The 19,600-nt window shown below is 70.9% G+C and carries 19 protein-coding genes; 6 read left to right on the forward strand and 13 right to left on the reverse strand.

The features are described 5' to 3' along the window. The first annotated feature begins 16 nt into the window (after positions 1 to 16). Positions 17 to 949 (forward strand): LLM class flavin-dependent oxidoreductase, encoded by a 933-nt coding sequence (locus tag OG310_RS02345; protein ID WP_329454183.1) that lies wholly within the window; start codon positions 17 to 19, stop codon positions 947 to 949. A gap of 253 nt (positions 950 to 1,202) precedes the next feature. On the opposite strand, the gene OG310_RS02350 is transcribed toward OG310_RS02345, so the two are convergent. The 3 genes from OG310_RS02350 to OG310_RS02360 all read right to left on the reverse strand — a co-directional run bounded on the left by OG310_RS02350 (position 1,203) and on the right by OG310_RS02360 (position 6,170). Continuing rightward, positions 1,203 to 1,559, reverse strand: a complete 357-nt coding sequence (locus OG310_RS02350; RefSeq protein WP_329454184.1) for a DUF805 domain-containing protein — start codon at positions 1,557 to 1,559, stop codon at positions 1,203 to 1,205. 696 nt (positions 1,560 to 2,255) lie between these two features. Further along, on the reverse strand, positions 2,256 to 5,426 hold the full coding sequence (locus OG310_RS02355) for a family 78 glycoside hydrolase catalytic domain (RefSeq protein ID WP_329454185.1): 3,171 nt from the start codon (positions 5,424 to 5,426) through the stop codon (positions 2,256 to 2,258). Between the two features lie 345 nt (positions 5,427 to 5,771). Continuing rightward, positions 5,772 to 6,170: a VOC family protein gene (locus OG310_RS02360; RefSeq protein ID WP_329454186.1), complete on the reverse strand. Its 399-nt coding sequence runs from the start codon at positions 6,168 to 6,170 to the stop codon at positions 5,772 to 5,774. A 91-nt stretch (positions 6,171 to 6,261) separates the two neighbouring features. Between OG310_RS02360 and OG310_RS02365 the strand changes: the two genes are divergently transcribed. After that, the gene (locus tag OG310_RS02365; protein ID WP_329454187.1) at positions 6,262 to 7,278 is read left to right on the forward strand and encodes a helix-turn-helix transcriptional regulator; all 1,017 of its coding nucleotides are present in this window, start codon (positions 6,262 to 6,264) and stop codon (positions 7,276 to 7,278) included. Positions 7,279 to 7,570: 292 nt separating this feature from the next. Here OG310_RS02365 and OG310_RS02370 read toward each other — a convergent pair whose 3' ends face one another. From OG310_RS02370 to OG310_RS02385, 4 genes are all read right to left on the reverse strand, one after another. Next, positions 7,571 to 7,897 carry a plasmid stabilization protein gene (locus OG310_RS02370; RefSeq protein WP_329454188.1) on the reverse strand — a complete coding sequence of 109 codons (327 nt, stop codon included), beginning with the start codon at positions 7,895 to 7,897 and terminating at the stop codon, positions 7,571 to 7,573. Positions 7,898 to 8,114: 217 nt separating this feature from the next. Further along, complete coding sequence (locus OG310_RS02375; protein WP_329454189.1) at positions 8,115 to 9,086, reverse strand: TIGR03557 family F420-dependent LLM class oxidoreductase; 972 nt, start codon at positions 9,084 to 9,086, stop codon at positions 8,115 to 8,117. Between the two features lie 388 nt (positions 9,087 to 9,474). Then, on the reverse strand, positions 9,475 to 9,912 hold the full coding sequence (locus OG310_RS02380) for a DUF2267 domain-containing protein (protein WP_329454190.1): 438 nt from the start codon (positions 9,910 to 9,912) through the stop codon (positions 9,475 to 9,477). Between the two features lie 579 nt (positions 9,913 to 10,491). Beyond that, a complete protein-coding gene (locus OG310_RS02385) occupies positions 10,492 to 11,034 on the reverse strand; it encodes a cysteine hydrolase family protein (RefSeq protein ID WP_329454191.1) in 543 nt (180 codons plus the stop codon). A gap of 389 nt (positions 11,035 to 11,423) precedes the next feature. Here OG310_RS02385 and OG310_RS02390 point away from each other — a divergent pair, with 389 nt between their 5' ends. Then, positions 11,424 to 11,552 (forward strand): LPFR motif small protein, encoded by a 129-nt coding sequence (locus OG310_RS02390; protein WP_329454192.1) that lies wholly within the window; start codon positions 11,424 to 11,426, stop codon positions 11,550 to 11,552. 310 nt (positions 11,553 to 11,862) lie between these two features. Further along, a complete protein-coding gene (gene dps, locus OG310_RS02395; RefSeq protein WP_329459993.1) occupies positions 11,863 to 12,417 on the forward strand; it encodes a DNA starvation/stationary phase protection protein Dps in 555 nt (184 codons plus the stop codon). 125 nt (positions 12,418 to 12,542) lie between these two features. Here dps and OG310_RS02400 read toward each other — a convergent pair whose 3' ends face one another. After that, a complete protein-coding gene (locus tag OG310_RS02400; RefSeq protein WP_329454193.1) occupies positions 12,543 to 13,487 on the reverse strand; it encodes a hypothetical protein in 945 nt (314 codons plus the stop codon). Between the two features lie 74 nt (positions 13,488 to 13,561). Beyond that, a complete protein-coding gene (locus OG310_RS02405) occupies positions 13,562 to 14,008 on the reverse strand; it encodes a peptidase inhibitor family I36 protein (RefSeq protein WP_329454194.1) in 447 nt (148 codons plus the stop codon). 414 nt (positions 14,009 to 14,422) lie between these two features. Here OG310_RS02405 and OG310_RS02410 point away from each other — a divergent pair, with 414 nt between their 5' ends. After that, positions 14,423 to 14,980 (forward strand): GNAT family N-acetyltransferase, encoded by a 558-nt coding sequence (locus OG310_RS02410; protein WP_329454195.1) that lies wholly within the window; start codon positions 14,423 to 14,425, stop codon positions 14,978 to 14,980. Positions 14,981 to 15,165: 185 nt separating this feature from the next. After that, entirely contained in the window at positions 15,166 to 16,035 is an 870-nt protein-coding gene (locus tag OG310_RS02415; RefSeq protein ID WP_329454196.1) for a PaaX family transcriptional regulator, read from the forward strand. A gap of 133 nt (positions 16,036 to 16,168) precedes the next feature. On the opposite strand, the gene OG310_RS02420 is transcribed toward OG310_RS02415, so the two are convergent. The 4 genes from OG310_RS02420 to OG310_RS02435 form a co-directional block, all read right to left on the reverse strand. Next, positions 16,169 to 16,345 (reverse strand): hypothetical protein, encoded by a 177-nt coding sequence (locus OG310_RS02420; RefSeq protein ID WP_329454197.1) that lies wholly within the window; start codon positions 16,343 to 16,345, stop codon positions 16,169 to 16,171. 208 nt (positions 16,346 to 16,553) lie between these two features. After that, positions 16,554 to 17,387: an aldo/keto reductase gene (locus tag OG310_RS02425; protein WP_329454198.1), complete on the reverse strand. Its 834-nt coding sequence runs from the start codon at positions 17,385 to 17,387 to the stop codon at positions 16,554 to 16,556. Positions 17,388 to 18,042: 655 nt separating this feature from the next. Beyond that, entirely contained in the window at positions 18,043 to 18,264 is a 222-nt protein-coding gene (locus tag OG310_RS02430) for a helix-turn-helix domain-containing protein (RefSeq protein WP_329454199.1), read from the reverse strand. Then, complete coding sequence (locus OG310_RS02435) at positions 18,264 to 18,749, reverse strand: DUF2975 domain-containing protein (protein WP_329454200.1); 486 nt, start codon at positions 18,747 to 18,749, stop codon at positions 18,264 to 18,266. The genes OG310_RS02430 and OG310_RS02435 overlap by 1 nt, the downstream gene beginning before the upstream one ends. Between the last annotated feature and the right edge of the window lie 851 nt (positions 18,750 to 19,600).

Below are 19,600 nucleotides of genomic sequence, written 5' to 3' on the forward strand. Positions count from 1 at the left end.
GCCGTAGGCTCCCGGCATGCAGCCACCGCGCCTCTCCGTACAAGCCCAGCCACGCGACGCCGTTTCCTGGACCGCCCTGGCCCGACGCCTCGAAGCCGGCGGGTACGACGCGCTGCTCGCGGCCGATCACCCGGGCACCACCGTCTCCCCCTTCGTCGCGCTGGCAGCCGCCGCGCCGGTCACCGAGACCATCGGTCTGGGCTCGTACGTCTCCCAGGCGGGCGTACGGGAGCCACTGCTGCTCGCGTCGGACGTCGCCGGCCTGGACCTCCTCTCCGGCGGACGGGCGCGGCTGGCATTGGGCGCGGGACACACCCCCGTCGAGTGGGACATGCTGGGGGCGCGACGGCCCGACGTCGCGGGGCGCGTCCGGCGTTTCCAGGCCGTGGCAGAGGCCTGCCAGGCGCTTCTCGCAGGCGAGACCGTCACCGTCGAGAGCCCTGAAGTACGAGCCCACCAGGCCCGGCTCACCGCCCCGCGCCCCGTCCAGGAGCGGGTGCCCTTCACCTTCGGGGGCGGCAACACCGCCTTGCTTCGCTGGGCCGGGGCACACGCCGACGTCGTGGGGCTGAGCGGGCTCGGACGCACCCTGCCCGACGGGCACCTGCACGAGGTGCGCTGGAGCGGCGAGGACATCGACCGACAGGTCGACCTCGTCGAGCAGGGGGCCTCGGGCCGGGCCGGGGCCCCGGCCCGCGAAGCACTCGTTCAACTGGTGGACATCACCGACGACGCCGAAGGTGCGGCCCACGAGATCGCCGGCCGGCTCCACTGCGACGTGGCCGACGTCCTCTCCTCCCCCTACGCGTGGATCGGCACGGTGGAGGAGATCGAAGCCGCGATGGCCGAGCACGAGCGGCGCTGGGGAATCACCCGCTACGTCATCCGCGAGGCACACCTGGACGCGGCCGACGAGATACTCACGCACCTGTCCCACGCCGCCGGCTGAGACGGCGTCCCGGGGCGGGACGGCCCGGCCGGGCGCGGGCCCCTGGGCCTGTCCGGTCCTTGTGCCGGCCACGACGGGAGTGACGCCGGTGGCCGGCGCCCCGGGGCCCGATGGGGACCATCGGTGTGACGAACCCCGGTGCGCGGGCGGGCAGTGGGGCCTCGCCGGGCGGCGGCCGGGCCCGGCAGCGCGAAGGCCGTCCGGACGCTGGTCCGGACGGCCTTCGCGGCGGTGCCCCTGGGGCCCGGTGACGTCAGACCTGCGCCTGAAGCCCCTTCGGGTTCTCGCCGTACTTGTTCGGTCCCGGAGTGCCCTCGGTGGCCGTGAACACCAGCATCACGATGAAACCGACGAGGGGAATGAGCTGGATCAGGACCCACCAGCCGGTGCGCTCGGTGTCGTGCAGGCGGCGAATCATGACGGCAAGGGTCGGCAGCAGGGTGGCGACCAGATAGATCAGCTCCAGTGCCTTGGTCCCGATGATGGCGTCCACGATGCCCAGCACGATGGAGACGATCACGCTGAACAGCGTGAACATCCAGTACTCCTTGCGGCGCGCCCGCCCGTTGAACACCGCGTACTTCTTGAGGACTTCGACGTACCAGTTCATGACATCCCCCCAGGGACCGACGTGATCTGCCCAGATGGTTCGGGACAGCCGCAGAACAGTCACACGTGGAAGGGAACACGTCAATACGGATCGATCATGCTGCTCACACGAGGTGCGACGGTGATCCGGCGCCATGCGCCCCGACCACCAACCGGCCATTTCAGGACAGCTGCGGAGATTGTCCCAGCGGACTCCCGCAACGGGTCGGGATTCTTCCGCTCCCGACGCCCCGCCGTCACCGAATTGAAGGCCATTCGTCTCCGAGGTCGCCCCGTTCCGGGATGGAAAAGATTGTGAATCGTTACCCAAATCTGGAGGAAACGGCCCCCGTCAGAGGCATCGAACACCTTCCGCGGCTGGTTCAGCGCCCTCGGGAAGCGGGTGGGGTCCGCGACGCAACCCTTGCGCAGGAGCCGGGCGGAGAAGTCGGGGGCTGATCATCGGCATGCCGCACGGGGAGCCGGTGTGCCGTATGGCGCACGCCTCTCATTCTGCGAACTGCCCCTGGACGGGGCGGCGCAGGCGCACCGCGACGTCGACGACCGCGTCGCGGGCTGGATGACGTTCATCCAGGAACCCTGCCCCGTGGCAGCCGTCCGTTCCCGGCCGTTTGTGGGGGTCGCCTTGGAACCGGCGCGACGTCCGCCGCGTGACACGGGGCGCGCCGCGCCGGTTCCAAGGCGAGGGGGACCACCGTCAACCGGCTGAGTGGAACACGTAGTCACCCGAGCCGACACGGAAGGCGGCATAACCGTCGCGCATGCCGTCGAACGTGGCGTCGGGGGCCGCCTGGACCGCCCTTTCCTCGTGTGCGGGGACCAGGATCTCGGCTGTCGCGCCCACCGGTACGCCGACGCTGAGTGTGAACCGCCCCCGCTTGAGCGTCCAGGCCGAACTCACCCGGCCGAGCGGGGATGCGACATGGGCCGAGGCCTTGGTGAGGCCGCCCACCGGATGCGGCTGGATCTTGATCTTCGTGTAGCCGGGGGCAGCCGGCTCGATCCCGGCGACACCCTGGTAGAGCCAGTCGTCGACCGTGCCCAGGAAGGCGTGGTCGTGGGAACGCGAGGTGTCCTGCCACTCCTCCCACATCGTGCTCGCACCGAGCGACTGGAACCAGTAACCCCAGCCGGGGTATGTGGGATTGGTGGCGACCTGGTAGGCGAGGTCCGCGTTGCCGGAGTCCGTGAGCACCGGCAGGATGATCTTCGTGCCCAGCGCACCCGTGTCGAGGTGGTTCCCCCGGGTCTCGATGTCGTGGGTGAGGTTCGCGAGCACGGCGGGCCGGTCCGCCTCGGGGACGATGCCGAGGCTCAGAGGCAGCAGGTTCGAGGTCTGGCGGTAACCGGCCGACTTGTCGTCGTAATAGGCCTTCGCCGACTTGTCGTAGAAGTTCGCGTTGATGGCGTCCGCCGTCGTGGCCACCAGGGTGTCGAAGTGTGCGGCGTCGCTGTCGTGGCCGAGCGCCCGCGCGATGCCGGCCATGGCCGTGGCCGTCTTGTTGATGTAGGCGGTTCCGACGAGCCGGGTGCCCTCCGGTGGGAACGAGGCGCCGGGGGCGACCCAGTCGCCATAGCTGAAGCCCGTGTAGATGCCGCCCGTCTTCGCGATGGTCTGCTCGTAGTGGTCGAGCCACTTCTTCATCGCGTCGTAGTTGTCCGCGAGCGGCCGGGAGTCGCCGTAGTACCAGTAGATGTCCCAGTTGATCAGCACGAAGCTCGCGGACCAGACCGGGTCGGTCACACCCTTGGCCCCCACCGTGCCCGGCACGGTGTGGCCGATCGTCCCGTCCGGGTTCTGGTCGTCGCGGTGGGCCCGCATCCAGTTCTCGTAGAAGTTCTCCATGTCGAAGTTGGCGATCGCGGAGTCGGCGGTGAGGTGCGCGTCGGCGTCGTAGGGCCGCTTCTCGTACATGGGGGTGTCGGTCGGGACGGAGTGCAGGTTGTTCAGCGTGGTGTTCGCCTGGGCGCTCTGGTAGCTGTTGAGCAGCGCACTGGAACTGGTGAAGTCGCCGGTGGCGGCGACCGCCGTGTGGACCCGCTCCGCCTTCACCGAGGCCGCCGTGACCCCGGCCGGCGCGATGATCTGGACGTACTGGAAGCCGTCATAGCTGTAGCTGGGCCGGTAGCTCTCCGGACCACCGCCCTTGAGCGTGTACGCGTACGACTGCAGGCCCGCGTTGTCGACCGTCCCGTCCGGGAGCAGCTTCTCCCCGTAAGTGATCGTCACCACCGCTCCGGCGGGCCCGCGCAGCGCGACGTCCGCCCAACCGGCGGTGGGAGTGCCGTAGTCGTAGACCTTCACGCCGTCCTTCGGCGTGGTGACCTTCTTCACCGGCAGGATGCCGGTCACCTTGATGGGCGGGAACGCCTCCGCACGGAGTGTTCCCGCGGGCGGGGCGACGGCGAGCACCGGCTCCCAGCTCGCGTCGTCGAACCCGGGCCGGTTCCACCCGGGCTGCTCCAGCCGTGCGTCGTACGTTTCCCCGTACATGACGGACTCGGTGCGGGTCGGGCCGTCCGCCGCTGTCCAGTTGCCGTCGCTGGCCACCTGCTGCGTGCTGCCGTCCGTGTACGTGATGTCGAGTTCGAGTTTCAGCTTCGGCTCGCTGTGCCAGGGGGAGGCGTCCCACTCGTCAGGTTTCGTCATAGCGTAGTACCCGCGCCCGAGGCTCACGCCCAGTGCGTTCTTTCCGGCCCGCAGCGCCTTGGTGACGTCGTAGGTCGCGTACAGGTCCGTCTTGTCGTAGACCGTGAAGGCGGGGTCGAGTTCGTGGTCTCCGATCCGCTTCCCGTTGAGGTAGAGCTTGTAGTAACCGAGGCCCGCGATGTACGCGCGGGCCGACCTGATCCGTTTCCCGGCGGTGAAGTCCCTGCGCAGCAGCGGCTCGGGCGGACTCGGGACGTTGACGGAGCTGTACCAGGGCGCGTCACCGTAGTGGGCGGCCTCCAGTGCCGCGGGCCAGGCCGAGTCGTCGAAGTCCGGCTGCTCCCAGCCCGTCGCGGCCGTGTCGGCCGCTCTCCAGCCGTGGTCGGTGACCACGTCGACCGGGTCGCCGCCCGATCCCTGGATGTGCAGCCTGCCGACGACCCCCGCGGGGCCCGCGAGGGCGTTGACCGCCTTGAGCGCGATCACGTTGTGACCGGGACGCAGGTCGGCCGAGATGTCGACGAGAGTCGCCGTGCTCCAGGAGTCGCTCACGTCCGGCGAGGCGGCGGCCTCCTTGCCGTTCACATACAGGGTGAAGCTGTCGTCGGCGCTCAGTTCGAACTGCGCGCTGCTGATCCGGTCACCGGCCGGCAGATCGACACCGCGCCGGAAGTACCGGGTCGCCGCGGCGGGCGCCGAGTCGGCCGGGTCACCCTCGGGATACCAGATCCAGTCGGCCCCGGTGAGCGTCGTGGCAGCGGGCGTCGACGGCGACCCGATCCATGTCCCGTGGAACTGGTCCTGGCTCATGAACGCCGTCTCGAACCAGGCGGATCGACTCCACGGGGACACCTGGTGGGCGCCGTCCCACATACGTACACGCCAGAAGTAACGGGTTCGCGCGTGCAGGGCCCGCCCCGCGTAGTCGATGTCGTACGACCGCGACGAGCGCACCTCACCGCTGTCCCACACGTCCGCCGGCCCGTCGCGCGTGCTCGACACCTCGATCTCGTACGCCGACTGCCGGGCGCCGTGCGTCCGCGCGCTCAGGGTCCAGCCGAGCCGCGGTGAACTCTCGTCGATCCCCAGCGGGTCGGCCTGGTGCTCGACCGTCAGTCCTTCCACCCGGACACTGCCGGCCCGGGCGGCGCTGTCGGCCCCGACCGGCGTCACCCCGAGGGCCAGCAGAGCCAGCACCCCCGTCATCACGCGCAGCATCACTGCGCCTCCTCTGCTTCGGCGGGCTCTCGCAGTCCCGCGGCGCAGTGGACGCGCACGGAGTCCTGAGCCCGGGTCCGTCAAGCCCCACGGCGGGTCACGTCCATGAGAAAATCGTTTCAACCGTGCGAGGCCTGAACCTAGAGACCGCGATACCGGCGGTCAAGAGGTCCGGCATGACAAGAGCGCGTCAGCGGATTGAAACGTCTTTGAAACCCTGACAGACCAGGCGGCGAACAGGACGCGGGACCTGAGGTACCGGCTCGGAGCGCACGCTCGCCCCCTTCCCGCGGGACCCGGGCGAGGACCCTGGGGGCGGGCTCGGTGTCACCGCCCCCGCCACCCTCAGCGCGCGAACTTCGCCACGGCGGCGGCGGTGACGGGCGTGAACAGGTTGACGAGGTTTCCGTCCGGATCCCGGAACAACAGCGACCGGTTGCCCCACGGCATCGTGGTGGGCTCGTTGACGAACTCCTCGACGCAGCCGGGCAGGTTCCGGTACACGCTGTCCACGTCGTCGACAAGGAATTCGAGGATCACACTGCGGTTCTCGGCGGGGGCCGCTGAGCCGGGGGCGAACAACGGGACGGTCCGGGTGCTGCCGATGGCCAGTGTGACCAAGCCGATGCCCAGCTCGGCGAAGTCCTCGTTGGACCAGTTCGCCCGCACTCCGGTGACCTGCTCGTAGAAGGCGACGAGGCGGGCCACGTCGCCCGTGATGACGCGGATGGATACGAAGTTCATGGGTTCTCTCCTGGTCGGTGCCTGCTTTCGACCACACGCTACGACCTGTACAGGACAGAATCCGCCCGGTATACGCGAGATACTCGAAGACATGTCCCGTCCTGTCGCGCGCGTGCTCAGCCTGCTGGAACTCCTGCAGTCCGGCGGAATCCGAACCGTGGCCGAACTCGCCGACCGGCTCGCTGTCGACGAGCGCACGGTACGGCGGTACGTCGATCACCTCATCGACCTCGACGTGCCCGTCGAGTCGGTGCGCGGCCGCTACGGCGGGTACCGGCTCGCCCCCGGTTACCGCATGCCGCCGCTCATGCTGAGCGACGACGAGGCCCTCGTCGTGCTGCTCGGCCTGCTCGCCGGGCAGCGCGCGGGCCTGATGACATCCACGGGCACGGCGAGCGAGACGGCCGCGGCCAAGATCCGCCGGGTCCTGCCCGAACGACTCGGGCGCAGGCTCGACGCCGTGCTCGACTCCCTCGCCTTCACGACACCGCCCGGCGCGTCGGCCGCTCCCGAGACCGCGGTCCTGCTCTCGATCGCCGACGCGGTCCGCCACCACCGGCCGGTGTCGATCCGGTACACCGCCTCCGACGGCCGGCGCAGCGAACGTACGGTGCACCCTTACGGACTCGTCGCCCACACGGGCCGGTGGTACGTGAGCGGTGCGGACCTCTCGGCCGGCGAGGACCGGACGTTCCGGCTCGATCGCATCGCCGGCGCACGGACCCTGCCCGGGTCGTTCGACCCGCCCGTCGGGTTCGACCCGGCGGAGCGACTGCTGCAGTCGCTCGCCACGGCCTCGTACCGCTACGAAGTGGTCGTGCGGGTCCAGGGCACCGCCGAGCAGATCCGCGCCCGGCTTCCCGCCGCCCTCGCGATCGTGGAGGAGTCACCGCCGGTGGCGATCGGCCCCGGTCAGGAGGCCGAGCGCTGGTCCCGCGTCGAGGTGCGGGCGGAGCGACTCGACTGGCTGCCGCCTCTGCTCGCGTCGCTCGACCGCCCGTTCGTGATCGAACGGCCGGACGAACTCCGGCGCATGGTCGAGGAGTTCGCCGACCGGCTCGCGCACTCCGCCCGCCGCAGGCCGTCCAACGACGACCGGGACACGTAAGGCCCCGCCCCCGCCGTCCGGTGTCGGGCCGCCCGCTCACGCAGGATGGGGACGGGGCCCGGAGTGCCGGTGGCGGTTCGGCGATGCCGGCACAAGAGCCGAGTCGCGGAACCCGGCCGAGCCGGAACCCGGCCGAGCCGCTGAGGCCGCTCGACCGTCGAAGGCTGCTCCGACTGCGGCTCCCGGTACCCCCGCGCTACCTTTCCGCCACCCGCTCGCTGACGGCGCGAGGTTCCCCGGCCGCCCGCCCCCGCACCGGCCCCGACCCCGGACAGGCGGGGTCCCCTTCGTCTCAGCGCCCCACTGCCTTGCGCAGCTGCTCCTTGTTCATCGACGAACGGCCGTCGACGTTCTTCCTCCGGGCCTCTTCGTAGAGCTGGTCCCTGGTGGGGCCGCCCGGCCCGCTGTGCGAGCGCTGGCCACCCCGCTCGGAGGCGGACTTCGGATCGCGGGTGGACGTCCTGCTCGCCGTCTTCGCCTCTCCGGACCGGGCACGCTCCTTGTTGACCGTGCGCGCGGCGATCTCCTTCGCCCGGCCCTCGGGGGTGCCGCGCTTCTCGGCGCCCTCCTTGACGTGCTCGTACTGCCGCTCACGCTTGCGGTTCGATCCTGCGGGCATCGCCTTGACCTCCGTCGTTGCTCTGCTGTACGAGATTCCGACACCGGGGTGGGCGCGCGGCGCGCCCCGGGGCCGACGGCGCGCCGGAGAACGGCTCCGCGTCGCCCCTGCCAGTCTCTGCCACGACGGCGCCCCGGGCATTTTCGACGGGGCGTCCGGGGCCCCGGCGGGACGGACCTGCCGCCCCGGTCGCCGGCGGATCGCCGCCTCCGGCGCGTCAGCGGGTCGCGGCACGTGCGCGCAGGCCCGGCAGCACCTCGGTGCGGTAGAAATCGAAGAACTGCTTCTGGTCGGGGCCGATCTGGTTGACGTAGACCTCGTCGAACCCCGCGTCCCCGTACGCCCCGACCGAGTCCACATGGTCGTCGACCGCGTCGCCGCAGACCACGGCCTGGCGGACCATGTCCTCGGTGACCAGGGTGGACGCCTGCTGGAAATGCTCGGGAGTTGGCAGCAACTGTGCGAGTTCACCCGGAAGTTGATCGTTTGGCCACAGGCGGTGCACCGTTTTGGCCGCACGGGCGCGATCGATGTCCCAGCAGACCTTGAGCCCGCCGATCACCGGCTTGGTGCCTCCGCCCGCCCGCCGGAACTGCTCGACCAGCGACGCGTCGGGCGACATCGTCACGAACCCGTCCCCGATCCGGCCCGCGAGCGCCGCCGCGCGAGGACCGAAGCCCGACACGTACAGGGGCGGCGGTTCGTCGGGCCGTGTGTACAGGCGCGCGTTCTGGACGGTGTAGTGCTCGCCGTGGTGCGTGGTCTGTTCGCCGGAGAACAGCTTCCTGATGACCTCCACGGCCTCTTCCAGCATGTCCATCCGCTCCGGCGCCTCGGGCCACGCGTCACCGAGGATGTGTTCGTTGAGCGCCTCCCCCGTGCCGATCCCGAACCGGAAGCGCCCCCCGGTGAGAACCGCCGCGGTAGCCGCCGCCTGGGCGTTGATAGCGGGATGCATCCGCACTGTGGGGCAGGTCACGAGCGTGGTGACAGGCAGCGACGTCACCTGCGACAACGCGCCGATCATCGACCATACGAAGGAGCTCTGGCCTTGTTCGTCGTTCCAGGGGTGGAAGTGGTCGGAGATGGCGAGCGCCTCGAACCCCGCCGCTTCGGCCATGCGGGCCTGATCGATCAGTTCGTGCGGACCGAACTCCTCCGACGACAGGAAGTATCCATAGGCGGTCATGCGTGGACTCCTTCGGTTGGGGCGACCGGCGCTCCCTGGACGGCGGCACCTGCGCGGACGACGCGTCGGCGCAGGCGAGGACCCCTCGGTTCCGCCGCCCGCCGTCCCGGAGGGAAGGGGGCCGCCGGACGGCCCGGCCCACGCCGGTAGCACTCCGAGTGCCCTGGCCGTCCGGGGGCATGCCCGCCCCACCCCGTAGGTCGAAACGGCCGGGGCGGCCGGGACCCGCGTGGTCCGAGTCCCCGGTGACGTGCCGCCGCCGAGCGGGAAGGCGTTAGGCGTTCACCAGGGACCGGCGCGCACCCGGTACGCGCCGTGTCGTCGTCGGAGCCGCGCTCCCAGCAGCAGGCCGGGCGGACGAGGGTTCCTGACAAGCACCGGGCCGGGATCAGTCCAGGGGGTCGTCGATCCGAGCCGCGGGCAGCAGTTGTCCGATGTCCCGGGGAAGGGCGTCCGCAACCTTGTCCATGAGCTCGGGCGCCACGGCGGCATCAAGCACCTCGAAGACGGTGCTCACGTACCGGGTCGCGGTGTCGTCGGACACGCGCCCGCGCCAGGCAACACGACCGCTGAACGTCGGCAGGTCGAACCGCTCGGCCGCGGGACCGCCCTTGTGACGCTTGCCTCCCCCGCGGCGCGGCACCTGCGGGCCCTCGATCTCCGCCACGAGGTCGGCGGGGAGCTGTGCGAAGAGGTGGTCGGCGGTTCCGTCCGGCAGCCGTTCGGCGAGCGTGCGGAGAACGGCGCTCGTGGCGCGCGCGGCCGAACCCCGGTTCGGAAGTGCCGCGACCGCCTGGACCTGTCCGATGAATGCGTCGTACCGCATACCCGTCCCGTCCTCTCTTCCTCCACCGGACCGCTCCGCGTCTGCCCGGCCGCCGCATCTGCCGCCCGCGGGGGAGGCAGGGGTGACCGCCACTCGCGCAGTGACCTCCGGCGGCGGGAATCCTTCGCCCGAGCCGTCGCCCCTGGTGTCGCCCAAACCTGGCCGAACTCCGGAGGCGGATCGAGGGGAACATCGTGGGGGGTCAGGATGGCGGCTCCGACGGCCTGCCCACGTGCCTCGCCCTCCGGTGCGGACCGGTCGCAGGCGCTCCAAGGCGCAATGCCGTGTGCTGAACGGGTAACCGCCGCTCATGCCTCGAAACGCTCGGTGTCCTCGTAGGTGCATCTGATCCGGCGCCCACCGGCGGGGCGGCGGCCCTCGCGGGGTGGCCGGGGGCCGTCGCGGGGCGGCCGGGGGCCGTCGCGGGGCGGCAGGGCCCTCGCGGGCGGCCGGGCAGGCACCGGTCCCTGCCATCGGCGGCGCGGTGGCCACGCGCTCCACGAAGCCGCGCCAGGACACCGCGGTCAGCCCTGGCGCGTCGCTTGCCGGCACCGCACAGGGTCAGCGTGCCGGACACAGTCAGGGGGACAACGCGACCCTGTCGGCGGTCGTGATCTCGGCCGCCATGTTCCGTTCCATCATGCGCAACGCCGCATCGGCCAGGTCCCGGTGGATATGTGCCACCGCGTCCCGCGGCACGACGACGCCGAGACGGCGGATGTGGGCATCGAGCGCCGAGTACAGCACACACTGCTCGGTCACCTGGCCGCTCAGCACGACCCGGTCCACTCCGAGCTGGGTCAGCAGATACGCGAGCGGCGTCTCGTAGAAGATCGAATGCCGGGCCTTGACCACGAACAGCGAGCGTTCGTCGGGAGCGAGGGGCTCGACCAGGTCCGCGTGCCCGCCGGACAGCGCCTCTTCGAGGATCTCGCCGTGGTGCGAACGCCACTCCCCGAAGTTGTCATTGACGTAGATGACAGGGATGTCCTGCGTCCTCGCCCGGTCGATGAGCCGGGTCACCGCCGGCACGGTCTCCTGAGCGGAGGGCAGCAGCAGGTCCGCGTCGGCATGCTCGTAGGTGTTGATCATGTCGATGACGATCACTGCTGTCTTTCCCATACGCCCCATGGTGCCCAGTGTTCCCGCCCCCGGCACACCGGGCGTCCGTCCCGTCGCGCTGTGGCCCCCGGCCGGCCGACGGGACCCCGGTCCGTGCGCCCTCCCTGGGGCGCCTCCTCACGCTCCCGCTCCGCAACGCCTCAATGCCCCGGGCTCTCCCCCGCTGGTGACGCTTGCGGCCCCGTACCCCGCGGCGGCGTCCCCTGATTGCGCCCTGCGGGAGCCCTGAGCCCGCAGGATCCCACCGGGACGGACCGGTGTGCGCGATCGTTGTCCCTTGTTCCGGAGTACGAACGGTGATCAGGGGTAGTCGACCCCACCGGGCAAGAAGGGGGCTATAACCCCTTCGCCCGATTCGTATCGTTCATACCGTTCAAGGAGGCCACACCGTGTTCACAGCAATCGCGGACGTTTTCCGCACGGTGGGCAGCGCCGTGGCAACCGTGGTGACCCTGCCCTTCCGTCTCGTCGCTCGTCTCTTCGGTGGCGCCGCGGATTCCGCGCACGGGCGCCACTGAGCCGGTCCGCTCCGTGCCCGGTTCGGATCATCTCCGTACCGGGCACGCGCCCGATCCGCGCAGAGCAGCGGCGATATCCGCGTGCCGGGGGCCACGTCGGCACGGAGGTGGCCCGTGCCCCGCCGACAGTGGCATCGGCACCGCGTCAGGGGGCCGGGCCCCGGTTTTGCCGAGGGCGCCGCGTTGAGCAGCCGAGCAGCCGTTCCCCGGCTCCGGGCGGTGGCGGAAGGTGACACCGACCGTGTCATGAACCGCGACACGCCGGGTACGCGGTGTGACGACAGAGCACGTCTACGACAGGAGCGATCCCGTGGCCCAGAACCAGACCCCCCGCTACACCGTCCCCGGCATCAGCGTCGAACAGGCGGGCGAGATCATCAGCACGCTGCAGACACGTCTGCACGCGCTCAACGACCTCCATCTCACTCTGAAGCACGTCCACTGGAATGTGGTGGGACCCCACTTCATCGCCGTGCACGAGATGCTCGACCCCCAGGTCGACCAGGTGCGCGACATGGCCGACGACGTGGCCGAGCGGATGGCCGCCCTCGGCGGGGTCGCGCAGGGCACGCCCGGCGCGCTCGTCGCCGGACGCACGTGGGAGGACTACAGCGTGGGCAGGGCCGACGCCATCGCCCACCTCGGTGCTCTGGACCTCGTCTACACGGGCGTCGTCGAGGATGTCAGGAAGGCCATTGAGGAAGTCGGCCGCATCGACACCGCCACGGAGGATCTCCTCATCGGGCAGCTGCGCGCCCTGGAACAGTTCCAGTGGTTCGTGCGCGCACACCTTGAGACATCGGGCGGAACGCTGAGCACCGCCGGTGCGCGGACCGAGGAAGCCGCGGCGCGGCAGGCCGGCTGAGCGGCGCGGCACGCGGGTGCCGCTGCCTCCGTCCGAACCGGGCGAACCGTCGGAGCCGCCCGGTCTCCGCCGGGGCCACGGTTTGCGCCGGGCCGCGGTTTCCCGCCGGCCGCACATCGCCCGACCTACGAGCGCGTGGACCGGGCCCGGCGCGCCGCCGCGAGCTGGGCCGCCATCGCGCTTCGCACCGTGGCCAGACGCGCGCGATTCAGCTGTACCGCGTCCTGCTGGTAGCCGTAGTCGACCGCGAACCAGACGCCGACGACGTTGGTGTCGTGGCGGCACTCCTGGTCGGCCACGGCTACCCGCAGCTCCGCGCCGGTCGGGCCGGCCGCCGTCGACCAGCGGGGGTCGCCGAGCGCCGCGAGCGGGTCCGCGTAGGTCAGTCCCTTGCCCTTCATGCAGGTCGACCAGGCCGTGAACACAGCACGTGTCCGCGGGTCCCGCTGTCCCTTGGTCAGTGTGTCGAACTTGAGGGACACCACGAAGTCCGGGTTGCCGGCGGTGCCCGTGACGCTGCCGGTCAGAAGCCGGTTCGCCTCCCCGACACACCCGTGGTCGGGGACCGCGCGACCGTTGATCTTCTGCCCGCCGGGGCCGTACTTGCTGTCCGGGTCCGACGTGCCGGTCAGGGCGGTGGTCTCACCGGCCGTCCGCGGGGCGGGCGATGATCCGCCCTCCGGGGCCGCGGTTTCCGGGTGATAGCCCCAGGTCTTGGCGTGCGCCATGGTCTGGAAGCCGAAGTAGCCGTCCATGCGCGTGGTGGGAGCGTCGGCGCCGATGCCGGTGGGATCGGCACCCTCGACAGGCGGAGCGTAGTCGTAGCGGAATCGTCGCATGCACCGGGAGACCAGGGTCGAGTAGCCCTCGCTGATCGTCTTCGTCTGCTGCGGATCGAGGAGGTACGGATCCAGGGGCATGGGCCGGTGGTTGGCATCGGTCAGCACCGGGACCCCCCGTGAGGACGCCGTCGTGGGGGTGATGGGCGAGGGCGACGCGGAGGAGCAGGCCGACAGCAGGAGGACGGCGCACCCGAGGGCGGGCAGGGCGGCCGGGCGGCGCATGGTCATGTGTCCTGTCTCTCGGGGTGGCCGTGCGAGAACGAGCCGGGGGAAGGTGGAACGGACCCTCCCCCGGCCGCGCGTCACAGGAACTTGCCGGACGCGTTGTTGTTCTTCAGCGAGGCGTTCAGGTTCGCACCGCCCTCGGCGGGGATGTCCTGGCACGCCACCGCACAGCTGTAGCCGCTGTTGTAGTAGACGCGGTAGGTCTGGTCGCTCCGGTTGTCCACGTACGCCGCGTTGTTCTTCACGACGACGCCGGCGCCGCTGCTTCCGTTCTTGCCCGCGGAGAAGTACCAGATGTTGTAGTCGGAGATGTTCGCCGCGGTGGCGAAGACCGCCCCGTACCCGTTCGACGAGGAGTTGTAGTAGAGGCACGCGAAGCCGCTGCTGCAGTCCCTGGCGGGCGCGGCGGCCGGTGCGGCCGACGCGACCGGCGCGGCGGCCAGTCCCATTCCGACAAGTCCTGCGGCGGCGACGCCGACCGCGGCCGCTCTGGTGATGCGCATGGTGTCAGGTCCGTCCTTCATGTGTGAGGTCGTGCGGATGGGCCGCGCGGGCCGGAGCCACGGGGGCGGACTCGCGCGGTACAGCAACTCCCCTGTGAAGTACGAGCAGTTGATGTCATCCCACCAGGCTCCGGTAACGAGCCGAGTGCGGAATGTTCAACGCCGGGCCAAGACGATGGCTGTCCGCGCACGACGCCTCACATATGACGAGGCGTCATCTCACCTGTTGCGGCTGACGTGTTCGGTCAACTCCCTTGCGGCAGGACGCGTTCACTCATGGGGGCCGCCGGGCCGGCATGCCGTCGGCGCCGACGGCGTAGCGGGCCACGACGGCCTCGGCTCCCTTCTGCCCCCGGACCGGTACGCCGGCATCGGGGCGCACCCACGGCGGTTCGGCGCCCGGTGATCCCTGCCGAGAAGTGCGAGGATCACGCGGTGGATGATCTGTACCTCCGCCTCGCGGACGAATCCGACCTCACCGCACTCGTTCGTCTGCGCGACGACGCGGCCCGATGGATGCTCGCCCGGGGCATCACCGGCCAGTGGCACCCCGGTGAGCTGGACGAGGACCACTTCCACGACGTCATGGCCAGGGGCGGCGAGGTCTGGCTCGGCGAGGCCGGCGGGCGCGTGGCCGGTGCCTGGGAGCTGTGGTGGGAGGACGGCGAGGCGTGGGGGCCGCAGCCACCGGTCGCGGGCTACGTGCACCGACTGATGGTGGACCGCCACAGCGCCCCGCCGGGGACCGGGCGCCTGCTGCTCCGCGCCGCGGAACGCCGTGTGGCGGCCTCGGGGCGGGTGTTCGTACGGCTGGACTGCCTCGCGGGCAACGCCCGCCTGAACGCGTACTACGCGGCGGACGGCTACCGCGTCGTCGGCCACAAGGCGAGCAAGCCGCAGCCGGGCGGCGCGCCCAAGTCGTTCACCCTGTTCGAGAAGCCTCTGCGCGCGGACCGGGCCGGACACGACACGGCGTCAGCGACACGTCCCTGAAGACCGGACGCCACCAGCACACGGACTCACGCCCCCGTCCACGCGAGAGGGCCCGGCTCGCCACCGCCCGTGACCGGTCCGGCGGCGGGCCGGAGACCCGGGCCCGGTGGGAGCCGCGGACAGGTGACGCGAGGGCGTGGGCCGGTGAGGGCGGGCGCGGAGACGGTGAGGGATACTGTCCGGCTGTGACGACCGCACACAACCGACCCGACACCGATGCCCTGACCAGCACCGCCCAGCCCCGGCAGCTCATCGTGACCGTGTACGGCCTGTACGCGCGCATGGACGGCGGCTGGCTGTCGGTCGCCTCGATCATCGATCTCCTCGGGGACCTGGGGGTCGACAGCGCGGCAGTCCGTTCCTCGATCTCGCGCCTGAAACGCCGCGGTGTCCTGCAGGCCGAACGCCGTGACGCGGCAGGCTACGCGCTGTCGGCGGAAGGGCTCGCCATTCTGCGCGAGGGGGATCAGCGGATCTTCCGGCGCGAGCGGGCCTCGGTCGGCGACGGCTGGCTCCTCGCGGTGTTCTCCGTACCGGAGAACGAGCGCAGCAAGCGCCATCTCCTGCGCTCCCGGCTCGGCCGCCTCGGCTTCGGGACGGCCGCACCGGGCGTGTGGATCGCCCCCGCCCACCTCCGCGACACCACGATCGAGACCCTGCGGGGCCTGGGACTCGACGGCTACGCGGACCTGTTCCGCGCCGACCACCTGGCCTTCGGGAACGTACGGGAGAAGGTGCGGCAGTGGTGGGACCTGGACGAACTCGAAGCCCTTTACGCGACCTTCCTCACGGAGCACACACCGGCGCTGCGGCGCTGGAACGGGTACCGGGGTGTCCCTGACGGGCACACCGCCTTCGTCGACTACGTGCGCCTGCTGACGGACTGGCGCCATCTGCCCTACCTCGACCCCGGGCTGCCCGAGGAACTCCTGCCCGAGGGCTGGCACGGCATCCGCGCGGCCGACCTGTTCTTCACCCTCAGGGAACGCCTGGAGAAAGCCGCGCGGGAGTTCGTGGAACACACCGTCAGGGCCCAGCACGAGCGCAGCCGCTGACCGTCCTGCCCTTGCTTCGGGCAGGCCGCACCGGCCGATCGTGCGGGCCGACCCTGGTCACGGAGTCACCGGCGTGTTCGGGCCGGCCCTCGGGCGCTTCTTCCTGCCGACGTCCCCTGCCGCGGGCACCGGCTCAGGTGTTGATGGCACTCGTGATGGCGGCATTGGTGTTGCCGCGCGCCGCGCGGTCGCCGGCGCGCTTAGCCTGCTCCGGTGTGGCGCCCGCGGCGGCCGCGTTCAGCGTGGCCTCCGTACGGCGCTGCTCGACCTGCTCCGCCCGCTTGCGCTTGAGTTTTCCGATGAACGACATGGTCCTCACGTTTCCGCGATGACGGCAGGCAAACGGTCCGCGGAGCACGGAGAGGGAGAGACCAGGACTGCGGGAGTCCTCCCAGGAAGGCGACCGGGAGCCCCCGGCGAAGGCGACCGTCGACTCCCGGCTGATCGGCGCTCGCGGGCGTCGGGACTACTTCCGGGCGGGACGTTCCCTTCGCTGCCCGGTGGACCCACGGGCGGAGTCACAGGACGTCGAGGGGCTGCTTGCGGGTCGGAGGCGGGAACGCGCGGTCCAGCGCGTCGAAGTCCTCCGCCGTCAGGCGCAGGTCGAGCGCGGCGCGGTTCTCCTCGACGTGCGCGACGGTGGACGCCTTGGGGATGGCGATGACGTCGTCGTGCCGCAGCACCCAGGCGAGCGCCACCTGGGCGGTGCTCTTCCCGTGCGCGGTCGCGACGGCGGCGAGCGCCCGGTGCCCCAGCAACCGGCCCTGCTCCACGGGCGAGTAGGCCATGACCGGGACGGCCAGTTCCCGGCACCGAGGGATCAGGTCGTATTCCGGGCCGCGCCGCGTGAGGTTGTAGAGCACCTGGTCGGTCGCGGGGAGAGCCCCGTCCGGCAGCTCGGCGAGGTCGTCGGTGTCCAGGTTGCTCACACCCCACGACCCGATGCTGCCTTCCGACACGAGGCGTTCGAAGGCCTCGACCGTCTCGCGGAGCGGTACGCTTCCCCGCCAGTGCAGCAGGTAGAGATCGATCCGGTCGGTGCCCAGCCGGCGCAGGCTGGCGTGGCAGGCGTCGACGGTGCCCCTCGTGTCCGCGTGGGACGGCAGCACCTTGCTCACGAGGAACACGTCGTCCCGGCGGCCCCGGACCGCTTCGCCGACCAGTTCCTCCGCGGCACCGCTTCCGTACATCTCCGCCGTGTCGATCAGCGTCATCCCGAGGTCGAGGCCCCGCCGCAGGGCCCGGACCTCCTCCGCGCGCCGCGCCGGATCGTCCCCCATGTGCCAGGTGCCCTGCCCCAGGGCGGGCACCCGCGCTCCGGAGGGCAACGTCACGGTCCGGACCTCTGCCATGGTCTCTTCCTCTGCTTCGACTCCGACGGCCACCGCCCTCCCCGACGCGGGCCACGGCCGAGGCGCCATCATGATCGCAGGACACCGCGCCGGCCGCCGGCTCGACGCGGCCCGAACCGCTGCACTCATCGAAGGTCACGGTGGGTCGCGCACCACGAGGCGGGCCACGGGCCACCCGACCACCTCCGTCGACGACCTGGGCGGAGGGCGCCGTGGCGCGGCCCTTTTCCGCGCCGCCGCAGTGCCCAGGACCGGCGCAAGAGCACCGTGCGGTTGACGGCGAAGGGCCGGGACTGCCTGCGCCGCGCGGAGCACACCCGTCAGGAGACGAGCGCCGGTTCCTCGCACCCCTTTCCGACTCGGACGTGGAGTGCCTGGCCCCTACACTGCGGACGCTTGCCGTCACACCGAACACCGACGGCTGGCCTCAGGACACACGCGGGCCGCCGCAGCCCTGCGCTCACCCCCGCCGGCCTCGCCGGCCGACGTCCGGGCACGTACGGCCGCCCGGAAGCGGCCGGCTCCGAAGGGCCCTACGGCACGTCAGCCGACGCACGGCCAACGGGCTCGGGACGGTCGATGCGACCCGCGTCCATGAGGTCCAGCCGCCCGGCAACGTCCCCCGGCGCCCGGTGATGTCTCCGCCTCGGGCGCGTCACCCCTCCGCTTCGTCCTCGGGCTCCCAGCGCAGCAGATCGCCCGGCTGGCACCTGAGCACCTCGCAGAGCGCGGCGAGCGTCGCGAAACGCACCGCCTTGGCGCGGCCGTTCTTGAGTACCGCCAGGTTGGCGGGCGTGATCCCCACGCGGTCCGCGAGCTCGCCCACGGACATCTTCCGCCTGGCCAGCATCACGTCGATGTCGACGGCGATCGGCATCAGATCACCCCGTCCAACTCGGCCTGCATCTGCGCTGCTTCGACATCGCGCAGGACGGCCTGGGCGAGCAGCATCCGCAGCACGAGCACGATGAGCGCGACCCCCAGGATGGCCAGGCCGATCCCGCCCATGATGACGGTGACGCCCGGGTCGGCCCGCTGGCCCGGCGCATTGATGGCCGTGACCGCGAACCACAGGAGGGCAGCGCCCACGATCGCGCCGATCACGGCGTCCACGTACCGGAAGGCGGCGTGGGAGAACACGGTTCCGCGTCGCACCATCGTGACCAGCCGCCACACGCTGACCACGGCGACCTGGACGGCCACCATGCCCAGGATCGCGATCACGCGCATCGGCGTCAGCGGGAGCGTCCCGCCCTGCGGGCCGGTGGCCAGCACCCAGACCATCAACACCTGTACGAGCACGGTGCCGGTGAACACCACAACGATCACGGCGCGCAGCGCACCCACTGTCAGCTTTCCCACGATTCGTCCTTCCATCGACTTGCGATGGGAATCTATCGAATATCGATAGATCAAGCAAAGGCTGGAGGGCGGAGCGTGGAGGGCGGCTCCGCACTGTGGCGGGACACCGCCGCCCCTTCACGGGACGCGACGTTCACGCGAACCCCCCGGTCCCATCGAGGCCGTCCCCGCCCGATCGCCGAACGGACGGCACCCGACAACGCCGAAGCACGGGAGGGTCCTTCGGGCCACGCGACAACAAGCCGCCGCCCGGTCGCCACCGCACCCGTCCAGGGCCCCGGCACCCGAGCCCGTCGCGGCCCACGAGGCGCCTCGTAGCCGGGCGCGACCCACCGGAGCCTCGGCGAACACACCGTCACACACCGGGGCGTACGCGCTGGGCGCAGGAAACGGGCGCGCACGGGTCCGGAGCGGAGAAAAGCAAGTGCGAAAAGAATACTAAGTAACTCACACCGGCGACAGCCGGCTCCTTTTTCATTCCGCCCCGGGCGGATTTCCTGTTCAATGAAGGAGACATTCGGTACGGCGCTCCGGGGGAATGCTCATCCAGTGGTCGGGCGAGGGTTGAAGCCGCCGAAAGAGGAAAAGTATCAGTCAAGCCGGCGCAGGTGCTCGGGGGAAATTGCGGTTCGCCCCGTCAGGCCTGTGCGTTGCACCCGGCATCCTCATTATCACGGCGCATGTCGCCCATCCCGTACGCCTCTTGTGGCTTCCGTGCCCGAATCCACGGACCTGCCACGGCCGATGCCGAAGGCGGCGGGACCGATATCACTTCTTACGGAGGTGTTGCGGGTGCACAAAGACGAACGGCACATCGAATGCGTCAATCATCCGGCGCACCTTCGCGCGGG

This window comes from Streptomyces sp. NBC_01497 (assembly GCF_036250695.1).
Taxonomy (GTDB): Bacteria; Actinomycetota; Actinomycetes; order Streptomycetales; family Streptomycetaceae; genus Streptomyces.

What these genes read in the sequence shown, in the direction of transcription:
- OG310_RS02405 (WP_329454194.1), bottom strand. Translation starts at nt 14,008, where the DNA reads ATGAAGGACGGACCTGACACCATGCGCATCACCAGAGCGGCCGCGGTC.
- OG310_RS02420 (WP_329454197.1), bottom strand. Translation starts at nt 16,345, where the DNA reads ATGTCGTTCATCGGAAAACTCAAGCGCAAGCGGGCGGAGCAGGTCGAG.
- OG310_RS02400 (WP_329454193.1), bottom strand. Translation starts at nt 13,487, where the DNA reads ATGACCATGCGCCGCCCGGCCGCCCTGCCCGCCCTCGGGTGCGCCGTC.
- OG310_RS02380 (WP_329454190.1), bottom strand. Translation starts at nt 9,912, where the DNA reads ATGCGGTACGACGCATTCATCGGACAGGTCCAGGCGGTCGCGGCACTT.
- OG310_RS02355 (WP_329454185.1), bottom strand. Translation starts at nt 5,426, where the DNA reads ATGCTGCGCGTGATGACGGGGGTGCTGGCTCTGCTGGCCCTCGGGGTG.
- OG310_RS02345 (WP_329454183.1), top strand. Translation starts at nt 17, where the DNA reads ATGCAGCCACCGCGCCTCTCCGTACAAGCCCAGCCACGCGACGCCGTT.
- OG310_RS02375 (WP_329454189.1), bottom strand. Translation starts at nt 9,086, where the DNA reads ATGACCGCCTATGGATACTTCCTGTCGTCGGAGGAGTTCGGTCCGCAC.
- OG310_RS02425 (WP_329454198.1), bottom strand. Translation starts at nt 17,387, where the DNA reads ATGGCAGAGGTCCGGACCGTGACGTTGCCCTCCGGAGCGCGGGTGCCC.
- OG310_RS02350 (WP_329454184.1), bottom strand. Translation starts at nt 1,559, where the DNA reads ATGAACTGGTACGTCGAAGTCCTCAAGAAGTACGCGGTGTTCAACGGG.
- OG310_RS02385 (WP_329454191.1), bottom strand. Translation starts at nt 11,034, where the DNA reads ATGGGAAAGACAGCAGTGATCGTCATCGACATGATCAACACCTACGAG.
- OG310_RS02370 (WP_329454188.1), bottom strand. Translation starts at nt 7,897, where the DNA reads ATGCCCGCAGGATCGAACCGCAAGCGTGAGCGGCAGTACGAGCACGTC.
- OG310_RS02365 (WP_329454187.1), top strand. Translation starts at nt 6,262, where the DNA reads ATGTCCCGTCCTGTCGCGCGCGTGCTCAGCCTGCTGGAACTCCTGCAG.
- OG310_RS02360 (WP_329454186.1), bottom strand. Translation starts at nt 6,170, where the DNA reads ATGAACTTCGTATCCATCCGCGTCATCACGGGCGACGTGGCCCGCCTC.
- OG310_RS02430 (WP_329454199.1), bottom strand. Translation starts at nt 18,264, where the DNA reads ATGCCGATCGCCGTCGACATCGACGTGATGCTGGCCAGGCGGAAGATG.